Raw genomic sequence first — 20,642 nt, 5'->3', positions numbered from 1 at the left:
TACTTGTTACACTTGAGCCTGGATCAACGTGTTCATCATGCTCTGCACCACCGACATCACGTGAGCGTTGGCGGCATAGGCATTCTGGAGCTGGATCAGGTTCGACATCTCCGAGTCCAGGTTGACGCTGGAGGTCGAGTTGAATTTCGCCTGCAGCGTCGAGACCACGACGCTCTGGCCCTGCTGGAGCTGGGTCGCCTGGGTCGCGGCGTTGCCCTGGATGCTCAGGAACTGCTGGAGGTAGTTCGAAACGCTGCCGGTGAAGGGCTGGTTGGCCGAGCCGAGGCCGGTCGTCGGCGAATAGGAGAACACCGCGTTGGTGAGCTGCGAATAAAGATAGTCCGAACGCGTGGTGTCGCCCGCGGGCGTCACCGGCGAGGTGTTGTAGACCGACAGCCGCGTGGGATCGCTGACCAGCTGCGTGTTCACGGCGATGCGTCCGGCAAGGCCGGTCATCTGCGAGCCCGATGCGGTGATCGCGCCGGTGTAGAGCGCCTGTCCGCCGTCGGTGAAAACCGCCAGTTGCGGGTTGCCCGATGTCAACGACGAGATCGTCTTGCTGATCGAGGACGAGTTGACCTTGGCGAGGCCGGTGTTGTCGTCGGTCACCCGCAGCGTCGTGGCGGTTGCCGGCGACGGGGCGGCGGAGAACGACAGGTGCGAGCCTGACAGCGCGGTGTTGAGCGCCGAGGCGATCGCGCCCATGCCGCCGGAGAAGTTGACGCCGATCCGCATCGGATTGGCGTTGGTCGCATTCTGAAGCGGCAGCGCCGCCGGGTCGGTCACGTTGACGAGCGTGACCTGGCGCTGCGTGTTGGTCGTCGTGTCCGTGTAGGTGATGTTGACCGTGTTGCCCGGCGCCGCCCCGGCAAGGTCCATGTCGAACCCGGCCGGCGGGCCGGAGACGGTGCTGCCGGCCGTGGTCTTGTCGGACAGCGCGCTCGACATCGTGGCGGCGAGCTGGTCGATCTGGTTCTGCGCCTGCACCAGCGTCTGGTCGCGCAGCTTGAGGTCGGCCGCGATCTGGCCCGAGGAAACCACGTTGTTGGCAACGACGTCGACCTGCGAGCCGTTCGGAAGCCTGATGTTGAGCGCGCCGACGCCGGACTTGGCCGGATCCATGTTGTAGAGCGAGGTCGCCGACAGCGCGCCGGCAGACGCAAAAGTGAATTGCGAGGCGAGCCCGGCGCCGACGAGCTGGATGCCTGTCGTGGTGTAGATGTTGGCCTGGTTCGAGCCGTCGGTGGTGACGCGGACGTCGACATATTTCGACAGCGTGTTGATGGCCTGGTCGCGCTGGTCCATCAGCGTCGCAGCCGAGGGGTCGTTTGCCGACAGGCCCTGGAGCTTGGTGTTGATGTCGGCGATCTGCTGCATCGACGCGTTGGCCTGCTGCGCCGAGGTGCCGAGGTCCTGCTCGACGTTGGAGCGCAGCGACTGAATGCCCTTGGTGGTGACGTTGAGCTGCTGCGCCAGCGCCTGCGCCGCGCCCAGCGCAACGGTCTGCGCCGACGACGCACCCGCGCTGGTCGACAGCGCCTGCAGCGCGGTGGTGAACTTGTTCAGCGCGGTTTCGAGCGTGCCGCTGTTGCCGGGCGTGCCATAGACACTCTGAAGCTGCTTCAGGATGTTGGCCATCTGGTCGGCGTAACCGCTGCCGCCGGTCTCGGTGCGCAGCTGGTTCAGCACGTAGCTGTCGAGCTCCCGACTGACGCCGGTCGTCATCGCCGTCGAGCCGAAGTCGCCGGTGGTGACCTCGATCTGGTTCGGCGTCTGGACGACGTAACCTGGCGTCTGCGAGTTGGCAACGTTCGAGGAGACGATCGAGAGCGCGGCCTGGTTGGCACGCAGACCGCTCATCGCACTGGCGAGGGCTGAACTCAAACCCATGTGTACTGCCGCCTTTGGTTACGTCACGCGCCGATCAGCGCAATACGTTCAGGAGGTCCTGCACCATCGAATTCGCGGTCGTGATCACCTTGGTGTTGGCCGAATAGGCCTGCTGGGTCACGATCAGCTTGGTGAATTCGTCGGCGATGTCCGTGTTGGAGCCTTCCAGCGACGAGCCGCTAATGGTGCCCGATGCGCCGTCGATCGCCGGTCCCGACTGTTCGGTCGCGGCATAGGCGCCGCCGTCGAGCGCCTTCAGGTAATTGGTGCCGTTGAAGTGCGACAGCGATACCTGCGCGAGGTCGAGGTTCTGGCCGTTGGAGAAGGTTCCGACCACGAGGCCGTTGTTGTTGACGGCAACCGAGCGGAGCTGGCCCGCGGCGTAGCCGTTCTGGGTGATGGTGTTGATGGTCACCGCGCCGCTGGTGCTGGCATACTGCGTCAGCCCGCCCGAGGAGATGTTGAAGGCGACCGAGCCGAGCGCCTGTCCGCCGACGCTGACATTGTTGATGGTGATGCCCGAACCGCTCGGCGAGGTCAGCGAGCCGTCGGCGGCGAAGGTGAAGGCCTGCCCGGTGTTGACCCAGCCGACCGTCGTGCCGGTCGCATTCGGATCGGTCTGGTAGAACAGGTTCCAGGTATCGGAATGACCCGTGCCCAGCGACGCGCTGTCGGTCTTGGCCCAGCGCAATTGCAGGTTCACCGGCGTGCCCGCGGCGTTGTAGGCGGTGACCGCACCGCCGCTGATCGATTCCTTGGTGAAGGTCGCGATGTCGTTGCCGATCACGCCGCCGGTGCCGGCGGTGCCGCCACCGTCGCGGTTCTTGGTGATGGTCGAGGTGAAGCCGAGCGCGGCGAAAGCCGCACTGTTGGAGCTGGACACCGACAGGTTGGAAACGGTGCCGGTGTTCAGCGTGATCACGCCGCCGGGGCTGATCGAAGACCCCGAGGCGCCGGAGAGCGCGTCGATCTTGCCGAGCAGGGTCGTGATGTTGTCGGTGATGTTGATCTGGTTCGGACCGGAGGCACCCGAGGCCATGAAAGTCAGCGTCTGGCCGTTGACGGTGATGGTGTCGGCGGGCGGGCCTGCCGAAAAGCCGGACGAGAGCACCTCGGCGCCGCCGGCGGTCGCGCTGCCGCTCAGCACCGTGGCGCCGGTGAGCGCGGGCGAGGACAGCACGTTGCCGCCGCGCGTCACGCTGCTGATGCCGAGGGCCGTGGCTGCCGTGCCGCTGCCGATCGACACGTCGGTGCCGGTGCCGGTCGAGATCTGGATGTTGCCGCTGGCGGAGAGCGAGGCCGTAACGCCGGCGCCGCCGGCGGTCTGGATCGCGTTCAGGATGCTGGCCACCGTGGCCGTCGTGCCTGCGCCGAGACCGATCGTGGTGTTGTTGCCGACCGTCGAGACGGTGGTACCACCGTTGAAGGTGATCGTGTTGCTGCCGTTGATCGTCAGGACCTGGCCGCTCAGCGCGGTGAGAATGCTGGAGGCGAGATGCGTGCCCACGGTGTTGTCAAGGGACGTGGAGGTCGAAGCCACTGCGGACGAGTTGTTCTGGAGCGGAACCGTGCCCGTCCCCGTCGTCGACGAATAGGCCGAGCGGATGTTGCCGGTGGCGGCTGCACCGGACACCGTCGCGCTGGTATAGGGCGCGGGCGGCGTGCCCACCGGCAGCGGGTTGGCCTGGAAGTCCGACGGGTTCAGGCCGCCAGCCGCCAGCAGCGTCTTGCTGGCTGCGGTCGAGCTCGCAGCCGTGTTCGGCTGGGTCGGCAGGTTCGCCGCGTACTGGATCGAAGTGGTCGCCTGCGCCGGAATGAAGTTGTTCTGGAATTTCAGGACCGTCGCCACGTTGCCCTGAGGGTTGCCGGTCTTCGGGTCGACCGTGACGCCCATCAGGTAGTAGCCGGCGCCGTTGACCAGATTGCCGTTGGAATTGAGCTGGAAGTCGCCGCGGCGGGTGTAGTAGGTGACGCCGCCGAACTGCGGCAAGTTGTCGACGACGCTGGTCGCCTTCTGGATCGAGAAGAAGCCGTCGCCGGTGATCGCCATGTTGGTCGCGACGGAGGAGGACGAGATCGTGCCCTGGGTGGTGATGGTCGCTTTCGCGTTGGCCGTCACACCGCCCGCGACCTGCTTGCTCGGCACCGAGGCGTCCGGGATGAGGTCGACGAAGCTGGTCCCGATGCCCTTGTAACCGGTGGTGGATGAGTTCGCGATGTTGCCGGAAATGTTCTGAAGCGCGTAGGACTGCGCCTGCAGACCACCCACCGAGGTGTTCATTGCATCGAAGATACCCATAACTTTGTCTCCAAATCCGATCTCGGCGGCCGGTCGACCAGGGCCGCAGTCGGGAGAGACAGTCGCAAGGGCTATGCCAAGGCGGGTATTTCTATGAAATCAATGACTTAAATGAATGGACCCCGGTCGGATGACCGGGGCACAATTGCCGGGCCGGCAACAATTGCCGGGGCATCGGGTCATTCCAGGGGGGTCCGCAGGACCGAACCCGGAATCTCGAGATTCCGGATTCGATGCTCACGCATCGCTCCGGAATGACTCCAGCGAGAGCTACGTGGCGGACGCGGCGGCCGGGTGGAAAACCAGCCCGAAACCGTCGATGCAGTAGCGCAATCCAGTCGGCTTCGGACCGTCGTCGAAGACGTGGCCGAGATGGCCGCCGCAGCGCCGGCAATGCACCTCGGTGCGGAGCATGCCGTAGGTCCGATCCTCCGTCTTGCCGACATTGCCCTCGATCGGCTGATAGAAGCTCGGCCAACCGGTGCCGCTCTCGAACTTGGTGTCGGACGCAAACAGCGGCAGGTCGCAGCCGGCGCAGGCGAAAACGCCCTTGCGGTGCTCCTTGAGCAGCGGGCTCGAGCCGGGCCGCTCGGTGCCGTGATTGCGCAAAATCTCGTATTGCTGCGGCGTGAGCTGGGCACGCCATTCGGCCTCGGTCTTCGTGATCTCGAACGTTTCCGCGGCCTTCTCGCCGGCCTCGGCAGGTGTCCCTCTCAGCCAGCGGAAGGCGGAAAGGCCGAACAGGCCGGCGACAGTCGTTAGCAGGATGCGGCGGTCAAACATCTCATTCTCCGTGCGCGAGTCCACGCCCTGAGATACGGGTTCTAGCGGCCGACGTTACACGTCCAGGCGCGATTTTTCTCAACTTATTGCGAGACGCTGTCGTCGTGCGAGGCCGGTTCCAAGGCTTCGGTCGCGGGTTTCGGCGGCGGGGCCGGCCGCGGCCGTACACCCGGCGGCGGACGGCGCGGACCGGTGCCGGCAGCCCGGTTGGCTTCGGCCAGCCGCGCCTCGCGTTCCCTGTCCTTGACCCGCGCCCGCTCGCGGTAGCGGGCGAGCGTGCCTGCGGCGGCGGAGCTCGCCCTGCCCCAGATCCCGACCAATTGACCCGCGACCCGTCCGGTCGCACCGCCCGCCCAGACCAGCTCGAACGGCGAAAACAGCCGCCAGCGCTCGTCGCCCCACAGGATGCTGCGCGCGATCATCTGCCCGGCCATGGCCGAGGTGTTCATGCCCTGGCGGCCGAACCCGCTCGCCACCCACAGGCCTTTGCGCAACTGGCCGATCTGCGGCATGCCGTGCACGGTCTGGCCGGTCGCGCCGCCGAACATATCGGCGATCTCGACATTGCCGAACTGGGGGAAGATCGACCGGATCCGCCGCCTGACGCCGCCTGCAAAGCGCTGCGGCCGTGCGGCCCAGGTGGTCTCCGGGCTCTCCCACATCAGCCGGTCGCCGTCGACGATACGGAAATGATCGACGCCGTCGGAATCCATCACCGATCCCTTGAAGGCGATGATCTCGTGCACGCGCTCGCCGAGTGGCGCGGTGATGCCGGCATAGCGCCAGACCGGCAGCAGCGTCTCCGACAGGCGCCTCAAGGGCGCGCCGAGATGGATGTTGCCGGCGAGCACGATGTGCGTCGCGCGCAGCCGCGCCGACGGCGTGACGATCCGCTTACGGATGCCGGAATGGTCGATGCTGACCACCGGCGTATCCTCGAAGATGCGGGCGCCGGCCCGCCGCGCCAGCGCCGCAAGACCATGCACGTATTTGCGGCCGTCGACTTGAAACGCCTTGGGATAGTACACGCCGTGGAAGTAGCGATCGGTCTTGAGCACGTCGCGGACGCGATCGACCTGCCAGCCCTCGACCTCGGTGTCGAAATCCTCATTCAGCATCTGCAACCGGCTGATCAACCGGTCGCCGGTATCGACGTTGGAGACCTCGAGCACGCCGTCGCTCGGGGCGATCCCCGGCATGTTCTCTTCGGTGGCGTTGGCGCGGACGAACTCGGCGCCCTCCTTCGACAGCGTCCACAATTCGCGCGCGTCCTCGAAGCCGATGCGCTCGATCAGGTCGGTGAGCGGCAGCGCAAAGCCCGGCATCACGGTGCCGAGCTGGTTGCCGGAGGCGTTCCAGCCGATATGGCGCCCCTCGAGCACCGCGACACTGGCCCCGAGCCGGGCCGCCTCCAGTGCAATGGAGAGCCCGGCAAGCCCTGCCCCGATCACGCAGATATCGGCATCGAGATCGAACGACAGCCGCGCGCGCTCGCGAAAGCCGGCTTCTTCCTGGGACACGCTTGTGAAAGTCTCGCTCATATCGTTTTCTTAGAGCATGATCCGGAAAAGTGTGCAGCGGTTTTCCGAAAAGATCATGCTCAGAACAGAAATTTAAAGCGCGATGAGGGGTTGTCCAAATCTCATCGCGCTTTAAAGGACCGATCGGGCGCTTGTCACCTTGTCCTCAACCGGCGCCTGTAGATTATTCTGGACGTGCAACGATTCGAGAGTGCCATGCGCCGTTTGATGCTGCTGCGTCACGCCAAGACCGAGACTGACGCGCCGAGCGGCCGTGACCAGGATCGCCGGCTCGACGACCGCGGCCACAGGGATGCCGCCGAAATCGGCGACTGGATCGCCTCCCATCCCCCCTTCCCCGATACCGTGCTGGTGTCGCATGCCGTCCGCGCCCGGCAGACCTGGGACATCGCCTGGGCGACGATGAAGGGCCGCGTCCCCGCGCCTGAGGTCGAGGTCCTGCCGGAACTCTACGGCGCCGATCCCGCGCAGATCCTAAAATCCATTCGCACTGCAACCAACCCGGGCAACCCGAAGCGGCTGCTGCTGGTCGGCCACAATCCCGGCATGCACGAGATCGCCTTGATGCTGATGGGCGGCGGCGATCCGGCCGGCGCCAAGGCGCTCACCCACAACCTGCCCACCGCGGGGCTTGCGATCTTCGACTTTGACGTCAAGGATTGGGGGGACGTGGCCTACCGCCGCGGCAAGCTGGTGCTGTTCGTCAGCCCCAAGCTGCTTCGATCGGGATGAGACCCGCGGGTCTCGACCGGTTGATGCAGCTGATCGAGAGCTGACTGGAAGATTTGGAGGCGCAGATGTTCAAGTCCATCCTCGTGCCCATCGACCTCGCCGACACCGATCTCGCCAAGCCGGCGATCGCGACCGCGGCAACGCTGTCGCAGACCTGGAGCGGCACGGTGCGCCTGCTCAACGTGCTGCCGATGACGCCGGTGATGCTGGCAGAATACGTGCCGGCCGATTTCGACGAACAGCAGCGCCAGACCTCGGAGGAAGCGCTCGCCATCGTCGCGCGCGAATCCGGCATCGAGGCCTCCCACATCTCCAGCGTGGTCCGCCAGGGCGGCATCTACCACGAGATTCTGGAGGAAGCCGTGCACATGAAGGCCGATCTGATCGTGATGACCTCGCACCGGCCGGCGATGCGCACCTATTTCCTCGGCTCCAATGCCGGGCACGTGGTGCGCTACGCGAAGTGCTCGGTGCTGGTGGTCAGGCACTGAGGGCTGCTCCGTAGCCTGTTGTTCCGGGCTACAAGCCCTTGCGTTGCCCGTCGGGCAAAACACCCAAACGGCAGGTCAATTCCCGCCGCCCAAAATATTCCACTTTACCGAAATTCGGAATTGGCGGATAGTGCGCTCACTCCGGCCCAAGGAAGAGGGGCGTATCGCGATCGTCACGAACGCGGGCCGGGCGGCGGTGGACGCTAGTTGCATCGGCGCGAAGGGTTTCGCAGGGCGGGCAACCGTGAGCGAGGACGTCGCGCGCACGACCGGTGTGATCGGCGTACGGCCAAATCGTGTCGTCCTGGCGCCCGGGGTCTGTGCGCCAAGTCTTGCGGTGATGTGTGCGGCCCGACCGGACCGCGCGCGTCCGCCATCCGCAAGGCGACGGGGGCAATAGTGCATCGCTCCCCGGGGAGAGCACGACATAAGCCGTTCCAACCACTGCGCAGGGAAGGCCGGGATGTCTCCGGTTGCCCTGTTTCCCGCTGTGCATCGTAGCGCAATCCGCTTCTCGCATGGCGGTCAATGGGAGCCAGCCGGCTCCCGGTCTTCCCTGCGCCCTCTTTCGTTGGGCGTGACGCGACGAAGCAAAGCTCGGGCGAAACAGGCCGCGAGGATGCGGGGGTGTGTCTGACAGAGATCGAATGCTGCGGCGAGCGCTTACCCATCACCGTCACCCTGAGGTGCTCGCCTCTTCGGCGAGCCTCGAAGGGCGACGGCCCGGCTGCATCTCGGCCGTTCATCCTTCGAGGCTCGCTGCGCAGTGCAGATGCACTGCGCAGTTCGCGCCTCAGGATGACGGAGATAAAACTGCAACCGCAGAAAGATTCTGGACTGCTTCGCGGAGCCTGTCATCGGGCCGCGCGTCGCGCGGACCCGGTGGCATCGCAACGACGATGCGGAGGTATTGTACGTCACCACACCCCGACCCTGCCGGGCGTTGTGACAAAAACCTTACAGATACCGCGTCATCTCGGCTTTGAACTGCCCGTAGACCGCGTCCTCGATCTGGCTGCGCGTGATCCCGATGTCGCGCAGGGCGTGATCGTCGAGTTCGCTCAGCGTCTTGACGGCGGAGCGGCGCTCCAGGCGGTCGAACAGCGCATGGATGGCGCTGGCGAGAGCGCGGAAAAATCCGCTCGACGAGGATGGGCGTAAACTCCGCCCGGCAGTTTGCGAGATCGTGGTCATTTTTCTTCTCCGGCCTATTGTCCACGCGGCGAAGCGGGCGCCGTTGGCGCAGACGCTGGAGCGCCTGCACCTCATTTGCCATAGGATTGCTCTCGCTCTCCTCGGCTCAACGCGGACCTTGATGGAACTTAAATGCTCCAGTACATTGCTCGGAGCAAGGAAAACATTGCTCTCGGTGCAATAATGTCCAAGTTCGAGTATGTGAAGCTTGCCGATGCCATTGCCTCGGATATCTCTAATGGCACGTTAAGGCCCGGCGACCGGCTGCCTCCGCAGCGCAATTTTGCCTATGACCGTGGCATTGCGGTCTCGACCGCGAGCCGGGTTTATACGGAATTGCTCCGCCGCGGCCTCGTGGTCGGCGAAGTCGGCCGCGGCACCTTCATCTCCGGCGACATCAGGCGCGAAGTCGAGGCGCTGAGCGAGCCGCGCGACGCGCGGATCGACTTCGAGGTCAATTATCCGTTATTGCCGCAGCAATGGGCCATGATCGCCAAGAGCCTTGCGGGGCTCGAGCGCGTCGACGCGCTGGAATCCGCGCTGCGCGTCTCGACCAGCACCGGCACCAAGAGCGCGCGCAATGCGGCGGCCGCCTATCTCGGGCGCAAGGACTTTGCGCCGCAGGCCGAGCAGATCGTCTTCACCGCCAACGGCAAGCAGTCGCTCGCGGCCGCGCTCACGGCGCTCGTCCCCACCGGCGGCCGCTGCGGCGTCGAGGCGCTCACCTACCCTTACGTCAAGAGCATCGCGGCGCGGTTAGGTGTGACGCTGGTCCCGATTTCGATGGACGAGCATGGCGCGCGGCCCGACGCCATCCAGAAGGCGCATCGCGAGGCGCACCTGTCGGCGCTCTATCTCCAGCCCATCATCCAGAACCCGCTCGGCGTCACCATGAACGCGACGCGGCGCGCCGACATCATGCGCGTCGCCGAGAAGCTCGATCTGACCATCATCGAGGACGCCGTCTACGGCTTCCTCGCCGACGACACGCCGCTGGCCGCGCTCGGGCCGGACCGCTGCATCGTGATCGACAGCCTGTCGAAGAAGGTCGCGCCGGGCCTTGCGCTCGGCATCCTCGTCACCCCGCCGCGTCTGCGCGAGAGCGTGATGAGCGCGGTCCGCACCGGCGGCTGGATCGCCTCCGGCCATGCGCTCGCATCGGGGCAGCGGCTGATGGCCGACGGCACCGTCGCCGAGCTGACGCGCCTGAAGCGCATCGACGCCGCGCGCCGCCAGCAGACCGCGGCCAGGCTGCTGGCCGGCTACCAGTTCGCCGCCGACCCGCGCTCCTATCATCTCTGGCTCACGCTACCGCCGCACTGGCGTTCGCAGACCTTCGTTGCCGCAGCCGCCAGGCGCGGCATCGCGCTGACGCCGTCCTCGACTTTTGCAATCGCGCATGGTCACGCGCCGAATGCGGTGCGTCTCGCGCTCGCCCCGCCCACGTTCGAGCAGCTCGATTCAGGCCTGCGCACGCTCGTCTCGCTGCTCGGCACCAAGGAAGAGGACTTTGACTCGACGGAATAACCTGAGCGTTTTCGAGCGAAGTGGATACCGGTTCGCGTAAAGAAAACGCGTCAAAACTAGAATCTTGCCCGTCAGCCCTCCGGCCATTCCGCGATAAAGCCCCTCGCCTTGTACGGCTCGATCTTGTCCCATTCATGCAGGACGCGACGGCGAAATTCGACATCGGTGTGCCAGAGCGCGCGCGGCGTCGCAAAGCTGTCGACGGTGAGCAGCATCTTCTCGACCTCGGGCCAGTGCCGGTGCAGCGTCATCGGGTAGCGACGCGCGGTCCAGGTGTTGCCGAGGCAGATCACGCTGCGGATATTTTGCAGCCCAAGCGCCGCGTCGATGACCGGCAGCGAGAAGATCACGTTCTCGCCGGTATTCGTCGCGCCATGCTCCTCGAGGATCCGGTCCGCCGCAATGCCCGCCGCGACCATCGCCGCCTTGATGATGGTGCACTCGGATTGCTCCGAGCCCGGCGTCACGCCGCCGCTGACAATCGACCAGCGGAACAAGCCCTCGCGCCACAGCCTTGCGGCGGTGTCGGCGCGGAGTGCGATGTCCTCGCGGGTGCCGAACATGAACAAGAGGTCGGCCGGCCGGAGCGGCGTGTCGATCAGATGCGTGCGGTTGATCCTGGCGATCTCATCCGCCGCAGGCCGGCGCGTGCTGCAATCCATCGCTGACATGGCCGCACGATGCGACACCGGTACCGGGGCGCGAAGTCACGTTTGATTGCGGCCCATTGCAGCTAAGGCAACAAGGCCTTCGGCACGCGATCGAAGCTGTAGCTCTGCGGCTGGTTGCGCCGCACGAAGCCGCCGACCTGCCAGGCGAACAGCGCGGCAAAGCCGAGGATGAACAACGCGCCGGCGAAGGCGTCGATCATGAGCGCGCGGATCAGGAGCCCAGTCATCGCCACCGTCAGCACCGCCATGAACGCCAGCACCGCGGCATAGGTGTTGCGGCCGAGGCCTGCCGTCAGCACCGCGCGGCTGCCTGCTTTCGCCATCCGCGCATGGAGCTCGACGATGAAGTCGCGAAAGCCATTGTCCTGCGGCGCCATCAGCGCCGCAGTCTGCCAGCTCGTCGACAGGATCGCGATGCGGCCGCCACCGCTGCGGCTGACATCGGCGCGAAAGCGATGCTGCTGCATCGACACCGGGCGGAACGACAACCGGATTGCGCTGATCTCGTCGTAGCGCCACAGGCCGGAACGGCCGCCGATGTGCCAGGACAGCCCCGCGTCGGTCAGCTCGAAACGATGCGCCGAACCGATCAGCGACGCCTTGTAGGCATAGCTCGCGCCTGGGGCGCCCTGCGCGTCCGAAACCCGCATCTCGACAATCGATCCCGTCTGCAATCCCGACCGCGCAATCCGGTCTGCGACCCGCTTGCGCGGTCGCCCTCGCCCATCCTACAAGCGGGGCATGGCTGAGACGACCTTTTTTCCGCGCCGCCTGATTCTCGGGGCTGCCGTGATCTGCGGCGTGCTGCTCGCGCTCGCGGTGCACATGCTGGGCGCGCGCTACGGGCTCGACCTCGGCGGCCTCTGGCGCTCCGACACGCATGAGTTCATTCCGGCGGGCGCTGCGATCGCCTGGTGGCTGATCGCCACGGTCGGCTTTTCCGGCGGGTATTTCACGGCGACATTGATGCAGAGCGCCGCCCACGGCCAGATCCCGCAACGGATGCGGCAATTCCTGATCGCGGTCGGCGTGCTCCTGCTTGCGGGCGCCGGCCAGGTGGCCTCGGCCCCGAGCCCGATCCCGACGGTCTCGGGCGTGCTTGCCGGGCTCGCCGCGCTGTGCCTTGGCGCCGTGATGGCATTCTGCGGCGCGCATTTCGCGCTGCGCCGCGGCTAGCCTTTCTAGGCCGAGGCGCGCAGCCGCGGGCGCTCCAGCATCAACGCCACATCCGAGGCAGGCCGCGGCTTGCTGAACAGATAGCCCTGCGCCTGGGTGCAGCCCTCGCGCCTGAGCAGCTCGAGCTGCGCGTCGTTCTCGACACCTTCCGCGGTGGTCACGATGCCGAGGCTGCGGCCGAGCCCGGTCACGGCGCGGATGATCGCCATGGAATCCTCCCGCGTCGCGAGCTCCGACACGAAGGAGCGGTCGATCTTGATCTTGTCGAACGGGAAGCTGCGCAAATAGCTCAGCGACGAATAGCCGGTGCCGAAATCGTCGAGCGAGATCCGCACCCCCATGGCGCGCAGCTCGTGCAGGGTGGTCAGCGTCGCCTCGCTATTCTGAAGCAGCACGGATTCGGTGATCTCGAGCTCGAGCCGGCGCGCCGGCAGTCCCGAGACGGTCAGCGCCGCGGTCACGGATGCGATCAGGTTCGGATTCCTGAACTGCACCGGCGACAGGTTGACCGCGACATCGACATCGTCGGGCCAGGTGGCCGCGTCGGTGCAGGCGGAACGCAGCACGAATTCGCCGAGCTGGACGATGAGTCCGGTCTCCTCGGCCAGCGGAATGAAGTTGATGGGGGCGATCAGGCCGCGCTGCGGATGGTTCCAGCGCAGCAACGCCTCGAAGACGACGACGCGACCACTGGCGACGTCGCGGATCGGCTGATAGTACGGCTGGAACTCGTCGCGTTGCAGCGCTGCGCGGAGATCCATCTCCAACAGACGGCGCGCCTGTGCGCGCGCATCCATGCCGGTCTCGAAGAAGCGGTAGGTGCCGCGGCCGTCCGCCTTTGCGCGGTACAGCGCAAGGTCGGCGTTCTTCAGAAGCTCGTCCGCGTTGCTGCCATCCTGCGGCGACAGCGAGATGCCGATCGAGACACCGATGACGATCTGATGGTCGTCGATCTCGTAAGGCGCCGAGATCACCTCGACGAGGCGGCCGGCAAGGCACCTCGCTGCGGCTTCCTCCGACCGTCCGATCTGGACCACTGCGAATTCGTCGCCGCCAAGCCGCGCCACCGTGTCGCTCTCGCCGACGGTGGCCTTCAGCCTGCGGCCGACCTCCTTGAGCAGCGCGTCGCCGATGGGATGGCCGAGCGAGTCGTTGATGTCCTTGAAGTGATCGAGATCGAGGCAGAGCACCGCGAGCTGGTCGCCCGAACCCGTCCGGCGCAGACCCTGCTCGAGCTGCTCGTGGAACAGCACGCGGTTCGGCAGACCGGTCAGCGCGTCATGACGCGCCATGTGCGAGATCTTCGCCTGCGCCTCCAGCCATTCGGTGATGTCCTCGAAGGTCGCGACCCAGCCGCCGCCCTGCATCGGCTGGTTGACGACCCGGATGGAGCGGCCAAACCGGTTGACGACCTGGCTGGTCGTGCGGCCCTCGCGCGCGTCGACCACGAGGCGCGCAAAGAATTCATCCGCATCGCCCTGCCACTGGCCCTTGGCCTGCTCTTCCCGCAGCACGTCGACCAAGAGGCGGCCGGTCAGCGCGATATCGGTGCGACGAAGCATCGCCGCGTAGCGCTCGTTGAACAGCATGATCTTGCCGTCCGCGTCGAACATGCACAGCCCCTGCGACATGTTCTCGAGCGCGGTATCGAGCACGACCTGCTGGCGTCCCAATTCGCCCTTGGCGCGGCGGTCGAGCACAGCCGCTGCGAGCGCGATCGCGATGATCGCGACGGCCGCGCTGGCGGTGAGGACCGACAAGGAGGCCGGCGGGATCGACAGGCCGCTGATGACGATCGAAGGATCCGGCGTCAGCTCCACGGCGCCCATGGCGGTGAAATGATGCGAGACGATGGCAACGGTCAGCAGCACCGTCGCACCGAGCGCATTCGCCACGCCGTCGCGCCGCCCCGCGACGACCAGCGCAAGCGATCCAAAGACGATACCGACAACGATCGAGACACCCGCGGTGTCGATCGCCCAGCCGATGCGCGCGGGAATCTCGAGCGCCATCATGCCGGTGTAATGCATTGCGGCAACGCCGCCGCCAACGACGGCGCCACCGAGCGCGACCGGAATCGTCCGCGTCGCTGACACCGAGATGCTCAGCCCGACGAAGGTGACCGCAATCGCGAAGATCAGCGACAGAACGGTCACGGGGATGTTGTAGGCGCCGCCGGCGCCCGGCCCGTAGGCCTGCATCGCGATGAAATGGGTTGCCCAGATGCCGCAGCCTGCGACGACGGCGTCCAGCGCGATCCACGATACGCGAGCACCGCCGCTTGCCGCACGCGCGCGCTGGAACAGGCTGATCGCCGCCGCGCTCGCGAGCAGGCACACTGCGCCGCCGAGTGCGACGAGGCGCCAGTCATGCTGGTCCGTGAGACAGTAAAGAACTTGATACATTGCCGGCCCCTATCCGACCCGCACTAGAGCGGGCAGAGATGGACAGTCGGTAACCGGCTATGTGCTGGGTTCGGCGATGGTGAACGGAAGATGTGTGCGTTTGCTCACATTGTTCATCTTCGCGAAGGCGCGCCGATCCCGATCACGGCGGCGGCGAGCAGCAGGACGGTGGCCGATACCACCAGCGATGCGTGCAGGCCGGTCATGAATGCACCTTCCGAGGCCACCAGCGAGCCGAACAGCGCAACGCCGAGCACGCTGCCGGTCTGCCGCGTCGCGTTCAGGACGCCCGCCGCGATGCCGGAGCGCGCCTTCTCGACGCTGCCCAGCAGGGTCGAGGTCAGCGGCGGCACCAGCAGCCCAAGTCCGCCGCTGATCGCGATCATCTGCGCGCAGATCATCCAATAGCTCGTGTCAGCCTCGATCCAGATCAGGCCGAGACAGCCGAGCGCCGAGACGCATGCGCCGACGACAATGGTCGGGCACGGTCCGATGCGCTCGGCGAGGCGCGGCGCCAGCAGATTGACCGGGAGCACCGCGGCCATCATCGGCACGAAGGCGAGTCCGGTCCACCACGCCGACAGCCCGTTGATCCTCTGGAAGTACAGGCTGAGCACGAAGATCAGGCCGTAGATCGCGATGTTCACGAGCAGGCCGACGAGCGCGGTCAAGGTAAACAGCCGGTGACCGAACAGGGACAAGGGCAGCATCGGCTGCGCCGCGCGGCTCTCCCGCCAGACGAACAGCACGGCGAGGACGAGGGCTGAAGCGAAGGCCGCGAGCACGGCCGGATGGTCCCAGCCAAGCGCGCCGCCCTCGATGATCGCGCCGGCGAGCGCCCCCAGCGCGCCGATTGCCGTAAGCTGGCCGGGCAGATCGATCTCGCGCGAGGGCGCGCGCGTAGTCTCCGTCGCATAACGCCAGCTCAGCCAAATGCCCATGAGGCCGATCGGAAGGTTGACGAGAAAGATCGCGCGCCAGCCGACCAGCGTGATCAGCGCGCCGCCGACGAAGGGGCCCGCGGTCAGCGCTAGGCTCGCTCCGGCAGCCCAGATCGCGACGGCGCGGCCGCGCGCGCGGTCGTCGGCATAGGCATGATTGAGCAACGCCAGCGAATTCGGCACCAGGATCGCCGCCGCTAGGCCCTGGACCAGTCGTGCCGCGATCAGCACGATTGCATTGGGGGACGATGCACAGGCGAGCGAGGCCGCAGTGAAGATGGCGAACCCGGCCATGAAGACGCGCTTGGCGCCGATCCGGTCGCCGAGTGCGCCGGCCGTCAGGATGAAGGCGGCAAAGGCAATGGTATAGGCGCTGACGACCCATTGCAGCTCGGCGACACCGCCGCCGAGCGTCCTGCCCATCGCGTCGAGCGCGGTGTTGACGATGGTGACGTCGAGCTGCACCACGCCATAGCCGAGGCTCATCGCGGCCAGCGTCAGGGAGGTTGCAGGACGAGATGAGGCGCGCGGCGCGCCGGCTCCGTCGTCGAAGGCTTCGTATTTGATGGTGCTTGCTCGCATGCTGCCACCTCGGTTGCAGCCCCACGCGACATATAGGCTTCCGGCCTGCCGTCATGTTTCGACAATGGCCGAAGGATGGATGTGTGGCGAGCGTGCCCACCCGAAACTCGGCGTCGTCGCCCGCGCAGGCGGGCGATCCAGTACTCTGCAGCCGCGCGCGGGGAATGACGACGGCCGAGGCAAGGGCAAAAGCGCCGCGCGAACCACCGCGCGGCGCTTTCCTGCCTACACCAGCGCTAGCTCGCCGCGCGCAGATTCACCTTGCTCTCGGCGAGCGCCGTGAGCTTCTTGTCGGTCGCCTTCTCTTCCTCGAGCGTCTTGGCGAGCACGGCGGCGCAGTCGCTCCGGCCGAGCTGCTTGGCCCAGGCGATCAGGCTGCCGTAACGCACGATCTCGTAATGCTCGGCGGCCTGCGCCGCATTGATCAGCGCAGCGTCCAGCACCGCCTTGTCGGCGACCTCGCCGGCGGTCTCGTCGGCCTCCTCGATGATGCCGTCGATCGCCGGGCAGTCGACCGCCTTCACCTGTGCGCCGTGCATCTTGAACACTTCCTCGAGCCGCTTGACGTGCTGCTTCGTTTCCTCGAGGTGCGTCAAAAAGCCCTTTTTCAGCTGCGGGTCGGTGGCCTTGTCGGCCATCTTCGGCAGCGCCTTGGTGAGCTGCTGCTCGGCATAGTAGATGTCCTGGAGCTGATGCACGAACAGGTCGTTCATGGTCTTGATGTCTTTTGTGAACAGTCCCATCGTTCCGATCCTCTTGGGTTTCGGGAACACGGGGGCACCGGCTCGCACGAATAGCCGCATATTCCCGCCATGTTCGATTGCTGATGGGGCGCTAACGGGCACGCGGCATCGACGTTCCAAAAGAGCCGGCATCGCTTGCGCTGGAACAATGCCGCGGACGGCACGATATGAAAGCATGCCAATATACGAACGCGCGGGCCTGGCCGGTCTGGCGACTCATATGCTTAACGCGCGTCCGATGTGAACCACATATGACAAAAGTCGCCGGTCCGGCACAGAACCTATCCTTGTCAAGGGCTGCACAAGTCACCGTTTTTGTCTTAAATGAGCTGGATCATGCCTAGCGATCGACGCCTGCCTTTGGCAACCATCGCGCCCGACTGGCCAATGCCTGGCCTTGTCGGTCTTGCCCCCTGCCGGGAGGATGAATGCACGGACTGCTGCCCGCGTTGAAGCGCGGCTTCAAGAGATGGATTGGCTGGCGACGGCTCGGAATTGCCGCGAGCGTCTTCATCATCGCCTTCGCAATCACCACGCTGGTGCGGACCCTCAAAGGTATCGATACCGGCGTCATCCTGACCGCATTGACCGAGATTCCCCGCGGGAATATCGGGCTGGCGGCGATCTGCGTCTTCTTCGCGTTCTGTACGCTGACCTTCTACGATTTTTTTGCACTGCGAACGATCGGCAAGAAGCACGTGCCCTATCGCATTGCAGCGCTCTCCAGCTTCACGTCCTATTCGATCGGCCACAACATCGGCGCCACCGTCTTTACCGGCGGCGCGATCCGCTTCCGGATCTATTCGGATTACGGGCTGAACGCGATCGACGTCGCAAAGATCTGCTTCCTGTCGGGCCTGACCTTCTGGCTCGGTAACATCTTCGTGCTCTCGATCGGCATGGCCGTCCATCCCGATGCCGCCTCCTACATGGATCAGCTGCCGTCGTCGATCAACCGGCTGATCGCGTTCGGCGGCCTCGCCTCGATCGGCGCCTATCTGGTCTGGCTCTGCATGGGCGAGAAGCGCCGCGAGCTCGGCCAGAAGGGTTGGAAAGTGGTGCTGCCCTCGGCGCCGCTGACGCTGGTGCAGATCCTGATCGGCGTGGTCGATCTCGGCTTCTGCGCCACGGCAATGTACCTCTTGATACCGGCCACTCCGCCGATCGACTTCCTGTCGCTGGCGGTCGTGTTCATCCTGGCGACGCTGCTCGGCTTTGCCAGCCATGCCCCCGGCTCGATCGGCGTATTCGATGCCGCCATGCTGGTGGCGCTGCCGGAATTCGGCCGCGAGCAGCTTCTGGCGACGCTGCTGGTGTTCCGCCTGCTCTATTTCGTGATCCCGTTCGGCCTCGCCATCTCCATCATGGGCACGCGCGAGCTCTGGATGAACGTGGTCGAGCCCTGGCAGGAGCGACGGCGGCTGGCGGAGGCCTGCGCCCAGGCCAACCTGCCCAAGCAGGTGGCGGCAATGGAGCGCGAGCGGTCGCTGCGACAGGCCAGCAAGCGCTAGGGCGCTGGACGGCGCCCGCAAAAATCGTCAGACAAGGTTGCGGGCGGGGGGAGCAATCCTCTCTTATTTCCGCCTCAACTTTGCCGTTGAACACGCGGGCCATGATCCGACCATCTCTTCGCACCTTCTTCGCGGGCGCCCTGCTGCTTGCCGGGATTTTGACCGCTTTGCCGCCCGAGCGCGCAGTCGCGCAGGACGCCGGCGCCATGCAGATCAATTGGGAGGTGCGCAACCGCTTCCGCCTGTTCCGCGAGGAGCGCGACTTTCTGCTTCATGTGGAGAACGCGCGTAACCGCAGCATCCTCGCCGCCGAACAGTCGCTGGAGCTCCAGAGCGAGGGCCGCGGCTGGGCCCGCAACATGGTCAACCGGCTCTGCATCGACCTCCAGGGCCGGGTCAACCAGCCCTGCACCCGCGACAACGTCAAAGAGAATTACCTCACCCCGATCGACCATCCGGTGACCGTGCGCCTGACCGGCGCGGTGCCGGTCGGCGCCACCTGCGCCTGGTCGTTCGACGACGGCGACGGGCCGCAGACCTCGACCTTCGACTGTGCCGAGCCGGTCAATCTGCGCGTCCGCTACCTCCGGCAGACGGTCGCGAGCGTCGACGTCTCCTCCGGCTCCGATCCGACCCAGCGCGTTCAGACCGAGATCCAGGTCCGCGACATCTTCGTCGCCGGCCTCGGCGACAGCATCGCCTCGGGCGAAGGCAATCCCGACCGGCCGCTGGCGCTGTCGGACGAAGGTTTCTGCTTCCGCTCCTATCTCGGCACCGCCGGCGCGCAGTACTACCGGCCGAGCCGCGCCGGCTATAAAGGCGGCCGCGCCTGCGAGGCGCCGGATACGCTCGCCAACTGGCAGCGCTACGGCGCGCTCTGGTTCAACTCCCCCTGCCACCGCTCGCTCTACAGCTACCAGGCCCGCACCGCGCTGGCGCTCGCGGTGCGCTACACCCACATCGCGGTGACCTTTCTGCCGCTCGCCTGCACCGGCGCCAGCATCGGCGACGGGCTGCTCGGCTCGCAGCGCGCCCGCGAATGCGCGCCCAGCAAGAACGGCAATTGCCAGACCAGCGTGAACGCGCAGGTCGCCGAGCTGCGCGAGGCGCTCACCGCGGCGAAGAAGCGCCAGCCGGACCGCACGCTCGATCTCGTGCTGCTCTCGGTCGGTGCCAATGATGTCTACTTCTCGGGTCTCGTCGCCGACGTCATCGTCGACACCGCGACCGAGCGCGCGCTGTTCCGCCGCTCCGGCGTGATGGCGAGCGTCGACGATTCCCGCGATGCGCTGGCGCGCGAGCTGCCGCAGAATTTCGTCAAGCTGCGCGAGGCGCTGAAGCCGCTGGTCGGCGGCGACCTCTCGCATGTGGTCTATGTCTCCTACGCCAATCCGGCGCTTGCCGATGGCGGCGTGCCCTGCCGCGGCGGCCGCGCCGGCTTCGACATCCACCCGTCCTTCAACGCCGATCCGCAGCGCCTCGCCCGCGTCTCGACCTTCGTCGACACCGAATTCCTGCCTCAGTTGAAGGGGCTCGCCACCTGCACCCGCGGCGCGCTGTGCCGCGATCCCGAAGCCGACCGCATGACCTTCGTCGATGCGCATCAGGCAGCGTTCGCCGATCACGGCTTCTGCGCGCATGCGGGCAACGATCCCGAATTCGACCGCACGTGTTTTGCCGAGAACGGCCAGAGCTTCAATCCCGATATCGTGAGCGCGGCGAGCCAGCCGATGCTGTGCGGCCGCGGCGCCTCCGAGTATCGCGCCTATCTGCCGCGCGCGCGCTGGATCCGCGACGCCAATGACAGCTACTTCGCCGCGATGACCTATCCGCAAGGCCTGCCGGCCGCGAGCCAGCCGACCGACATCCACGACGCCACCTGGGGCGTGCTCTCCGCCGTCTATGGCGGCGCCGTGCATCCAAGCGCCGAAGGCCACGCCGCGATGGCGGATGCGGCGCTGCCGGCCGCAAGCAGCGTGCTCGGGCTGGACGCAGTACCGCCGCCCGTGACGCGGGGACTGCTGCCGCAGCTGCTACCGAGCGCGCGGCAGTAGAAGCAAGAGCGAGCGCTCTCCACACCGTCATTGCGAGCGCAGCGAAGCAATCCAGAGTCCATCCGCGGAAAGATTCTGGATTGCTTCGCTGCGCTCGCAATG

Annotated in this window: 16 protein-coding genes; 6 read left to right on the top strand and 10 right to left on the bottom strand. The window is 66.1% G+C overall.

Annotated elements, in window-relative coordinates:
- Positions 1 to 6: 6 nt before the first annotated feature.
- The 4 genes from flgK to EI171_RS18075 form a co-directional block, all read right to left on the bottom strand.
- On the bottom strand, positions 7 to 1,890 hold the full coding sequence (gene flgK / locus EI171_RS18090) for a flagellar hook-associated protein FlgK (RefSeq protein WP_060908213.1): 1,884 nt from the start codon (positions 1,888 to 1,890) through the stop codon (positions 7 to 9).
- Between the two features lie 34 nt (positions 1,891 to 1,924).
- Positions 1,925 to 4,189 carry a flagellar hook-basal body complex protein gene (locus EI171_RS18085; RefSeq protein WP_011088595.1) on the bottom strand — a complete coding sequence of 755 codons (2,265 nt, stop codon included), beginning with the start codon at positions 4,187 to 4,189 and terminating at the stop codon, positions 1,925 to 1,927.
- 270 nt (positions 4,190 to 4,459) lie between these two features.
- A complete protein-coding gene (gene msrB, locus EI171_RS18080) occupies positions 4,460 to 4,972 on the bottom strand; it encodes a peptide-methionine (R)-S-oxide reductase MsrB (RefSeq protein ID WP_038967753.1) in 513 nt (170 codons plus the stop codon).
- Positions 4,973 to 5,055: 83 nt separating this feature from the next.
- Positions 5,056 to 6,513 carry an FAD-binding oxidoreductase gene (locus tag EI171_RS18075; RefSeq protein ID WP_161534321.1) on the bottom strand — a complete coding sequence of 486 codons (1,458 nt, stop codon included), beginning with the start codon at positions 6,511 to 6,513 and terminating at the stop codon, positions 5,056 to 5,058.
- Positions 6,514 to 6,708: 195 nt separating this feature from the next.
- Between EI171_RS18075 and EI171_RS18070 the strand changes: the two genes are divergently transcribed.
- Both EI171_RS18070 and EI171_RS18065 read left to right on the top strand, forming a co-directional pair.
- Positions 6,709 to 7,245 (top strand): histidine phosphatase family protein, encoded by a 537-nt coding sequence (locus EI171_RS18070; RefSeq protein WP_028173270.1) that lies wholly within the window; start codon positions 6,709 to 6,711, stop codon positions 7,243 to 7,245.
- 65 nt (positions 7,246 to 7,310) lie between these two features.
- On the top strand, positions 7,311 to 7,736 hold the full coding sequence (locus tag EI171_RS18065) for a universal stress protein (protein WP_011088599.1): 426 nt from the start codon (positions 7,311 to 7,313) through the stop codon (positions 7,734 to 7,736).
- 957 nt (positions 7,737 to 8,693) lie between these two features.
- Here the strand turns inward: EI171_RS18065 and EI171_RS18060 are convergent.
- Positions 8,694 to 8,930 carry a DUF1127 domain-containing protein gene (locus EI171_RS18060; RefSeq protein WP_161534320.1) on the bottom strand — a complete coding sequence of 79 codons (237 nt, stop codon included), beginning with the start codon at positions 8,928 to 8,930 and terminating at the stop codon, positions 8,694 to 8,696.
- Positions 8,931 to 9,113: 183 nt separating this feature from the next.
- Here EI171_RS18060 and EI171_RS18055 point away from each other — a divergent pair, with 183 nt between their 5' ends.
- The gene (locus EI171_RS18055) at positions 9,114 to 10,457 is read left to right on the top strand and encodes a PLP-dependent aminotransferase family protein (RefSeq protein ID WP_161534319.1); all 1,344 of its coding nucleotides are present in this window, start codon (positions 9,114 to 9,116) and stop codon (positions 10,455 to 10,457) included.
- Between the two features lie 71 nt (positions 10,458 to 10,528).
- Here EI171_RS18055 and EI171_RS18050 read toward each other — a convergent pair whose 3' ends face one another.
- Together EI171_RS18050 and EI171_RS18045 are read right to left on the bottom strand one after the other, a co-directional pair.
- Complete coding sequence (locus tag EI171_RS18050; RefSeq protein ID WP_161534318.1) at positions 10,529 to 11,128, bottom strand: YdcF family protein; 600 nt, start codon at positions 11,126 to 11,128, stop codon at positions 10,529 to 10,531.
- Positions 11,129 to 11,190: 62 nt separating this feature from the next.
- Positions 11,191 to 11,778, bottom strand: coding sequence for a hypothetical protein (locus EI171_RS18045; RefSeq protein WP_011088603.1), 588 nt, complete (start codon positions 11,776 to 11,778; stop codon positions 11,191 to 11,193).
- Between the two features lie 91 nt (positions 11,779 to 11,869).
- On the opposite strand from EI171_RS18045, the gene EI171_RS18040 reads away from it, so the two are divergent.
- On the top strand, positions 11,870 to 12,304 hold the full coding sequence (locus EI171_RS18040) for a hypothetical protein (RefSeq protein ID WP_011088604.1): 435 nt from the start codon (positions 11,870 to 11,872) through the stop codon (positions 12,302 to 12,304).
- Between the two features lie 5 nt (positions 12,305 to 12,309).
- Here EI171_RS18040 and EI171_RS18035 read toward each other — a convergent pair whose 3' ends face one another.
- The 3 genes from EI171_RS18035 to EI171_RS18025 form a co-directional block, all read right to left on the bottom strand.
- Positions 12,310 to 14,709: an EAL domain-containing protein gene (locus EI171_RS18035; RefSeq protein WP_161534317.1), complete on the bottom strand. Its 2,400-nt coding sequence runs from the start codon at positions 14,707 to 14,709 to the stop codon at positions 12,310 to 12,312.
- Between the two features lie 113 nt (positions 14,710 to 14,822).
- Positions 14,823 to 16,232: an MFS transporter gene (locus EI171_RS18030; RefSeq protein ID WP_161534316.1), complete on the bottom strand. Its 1,410-nt coding sequence runs from the start codon at positions 16,230 to 16,232 to the stop codon at positions 14,823 to 14,825.
- A gap of 236 nt (positions 16,233 to 16,468) precedes the next feature.
- Positions 16,469 to 16,975, bottom strand: a complete 507-nt coding sequence (locus tag EI171_RS18025; protein ID WP_011088607.1) for a ferritin-like domain-containing protein — start codon at positions 16,973 to 16,975, stop codon at positions 16,469 to 16,471.
- 428 nt (positions 16,976 to 17,403) lie between these two features.
- Between EI171_RS18025 and EI171_RS18020 the strand changes: the two genes are divergently transcribed.
- Complete coding sequence (locus tag EI171_RS18020) at positions 17,404 to 18,486, top strand: YbhN family protein (protein WP_097532212.1); 1,083 nt, start codon at positions 17,404 to 17,406, stop codon at positions 18,484 to 18,486.
- 101 nt (positions 18,487 to 18,587) lie between these two features.
- Positions 18,588 to 20,540: a hypothetical protein gene (locus EI171_RS18015; protein ID WP_161534315.1), complete on the top strand. Its 1,953-nt coding sequence runs from the start codon at positions 18,588 to 18,590 to the stop codon at positions 20,538 to 20,540.
- The last annotated feature ends 102 nt before the right edge of the window (positions 20,541 to 20,642 follow it).

It is taken from the genome of Bradyrhizobium sp. LCT2 (genome assembly GCF_009931255.1).
In the GTDB taxonomy this organism is placed as follows: domain Bacteria; phylum Pseudomonadota; class Alphaproteobacteria; order Rhizobiales; family Xanthobacteraceae; genus Bradyrhizobium; species Bradyrhizobium diazoefficiens.
This window is presented reverse-complemented; position numbering and strand designations above follow the sequence as displayed.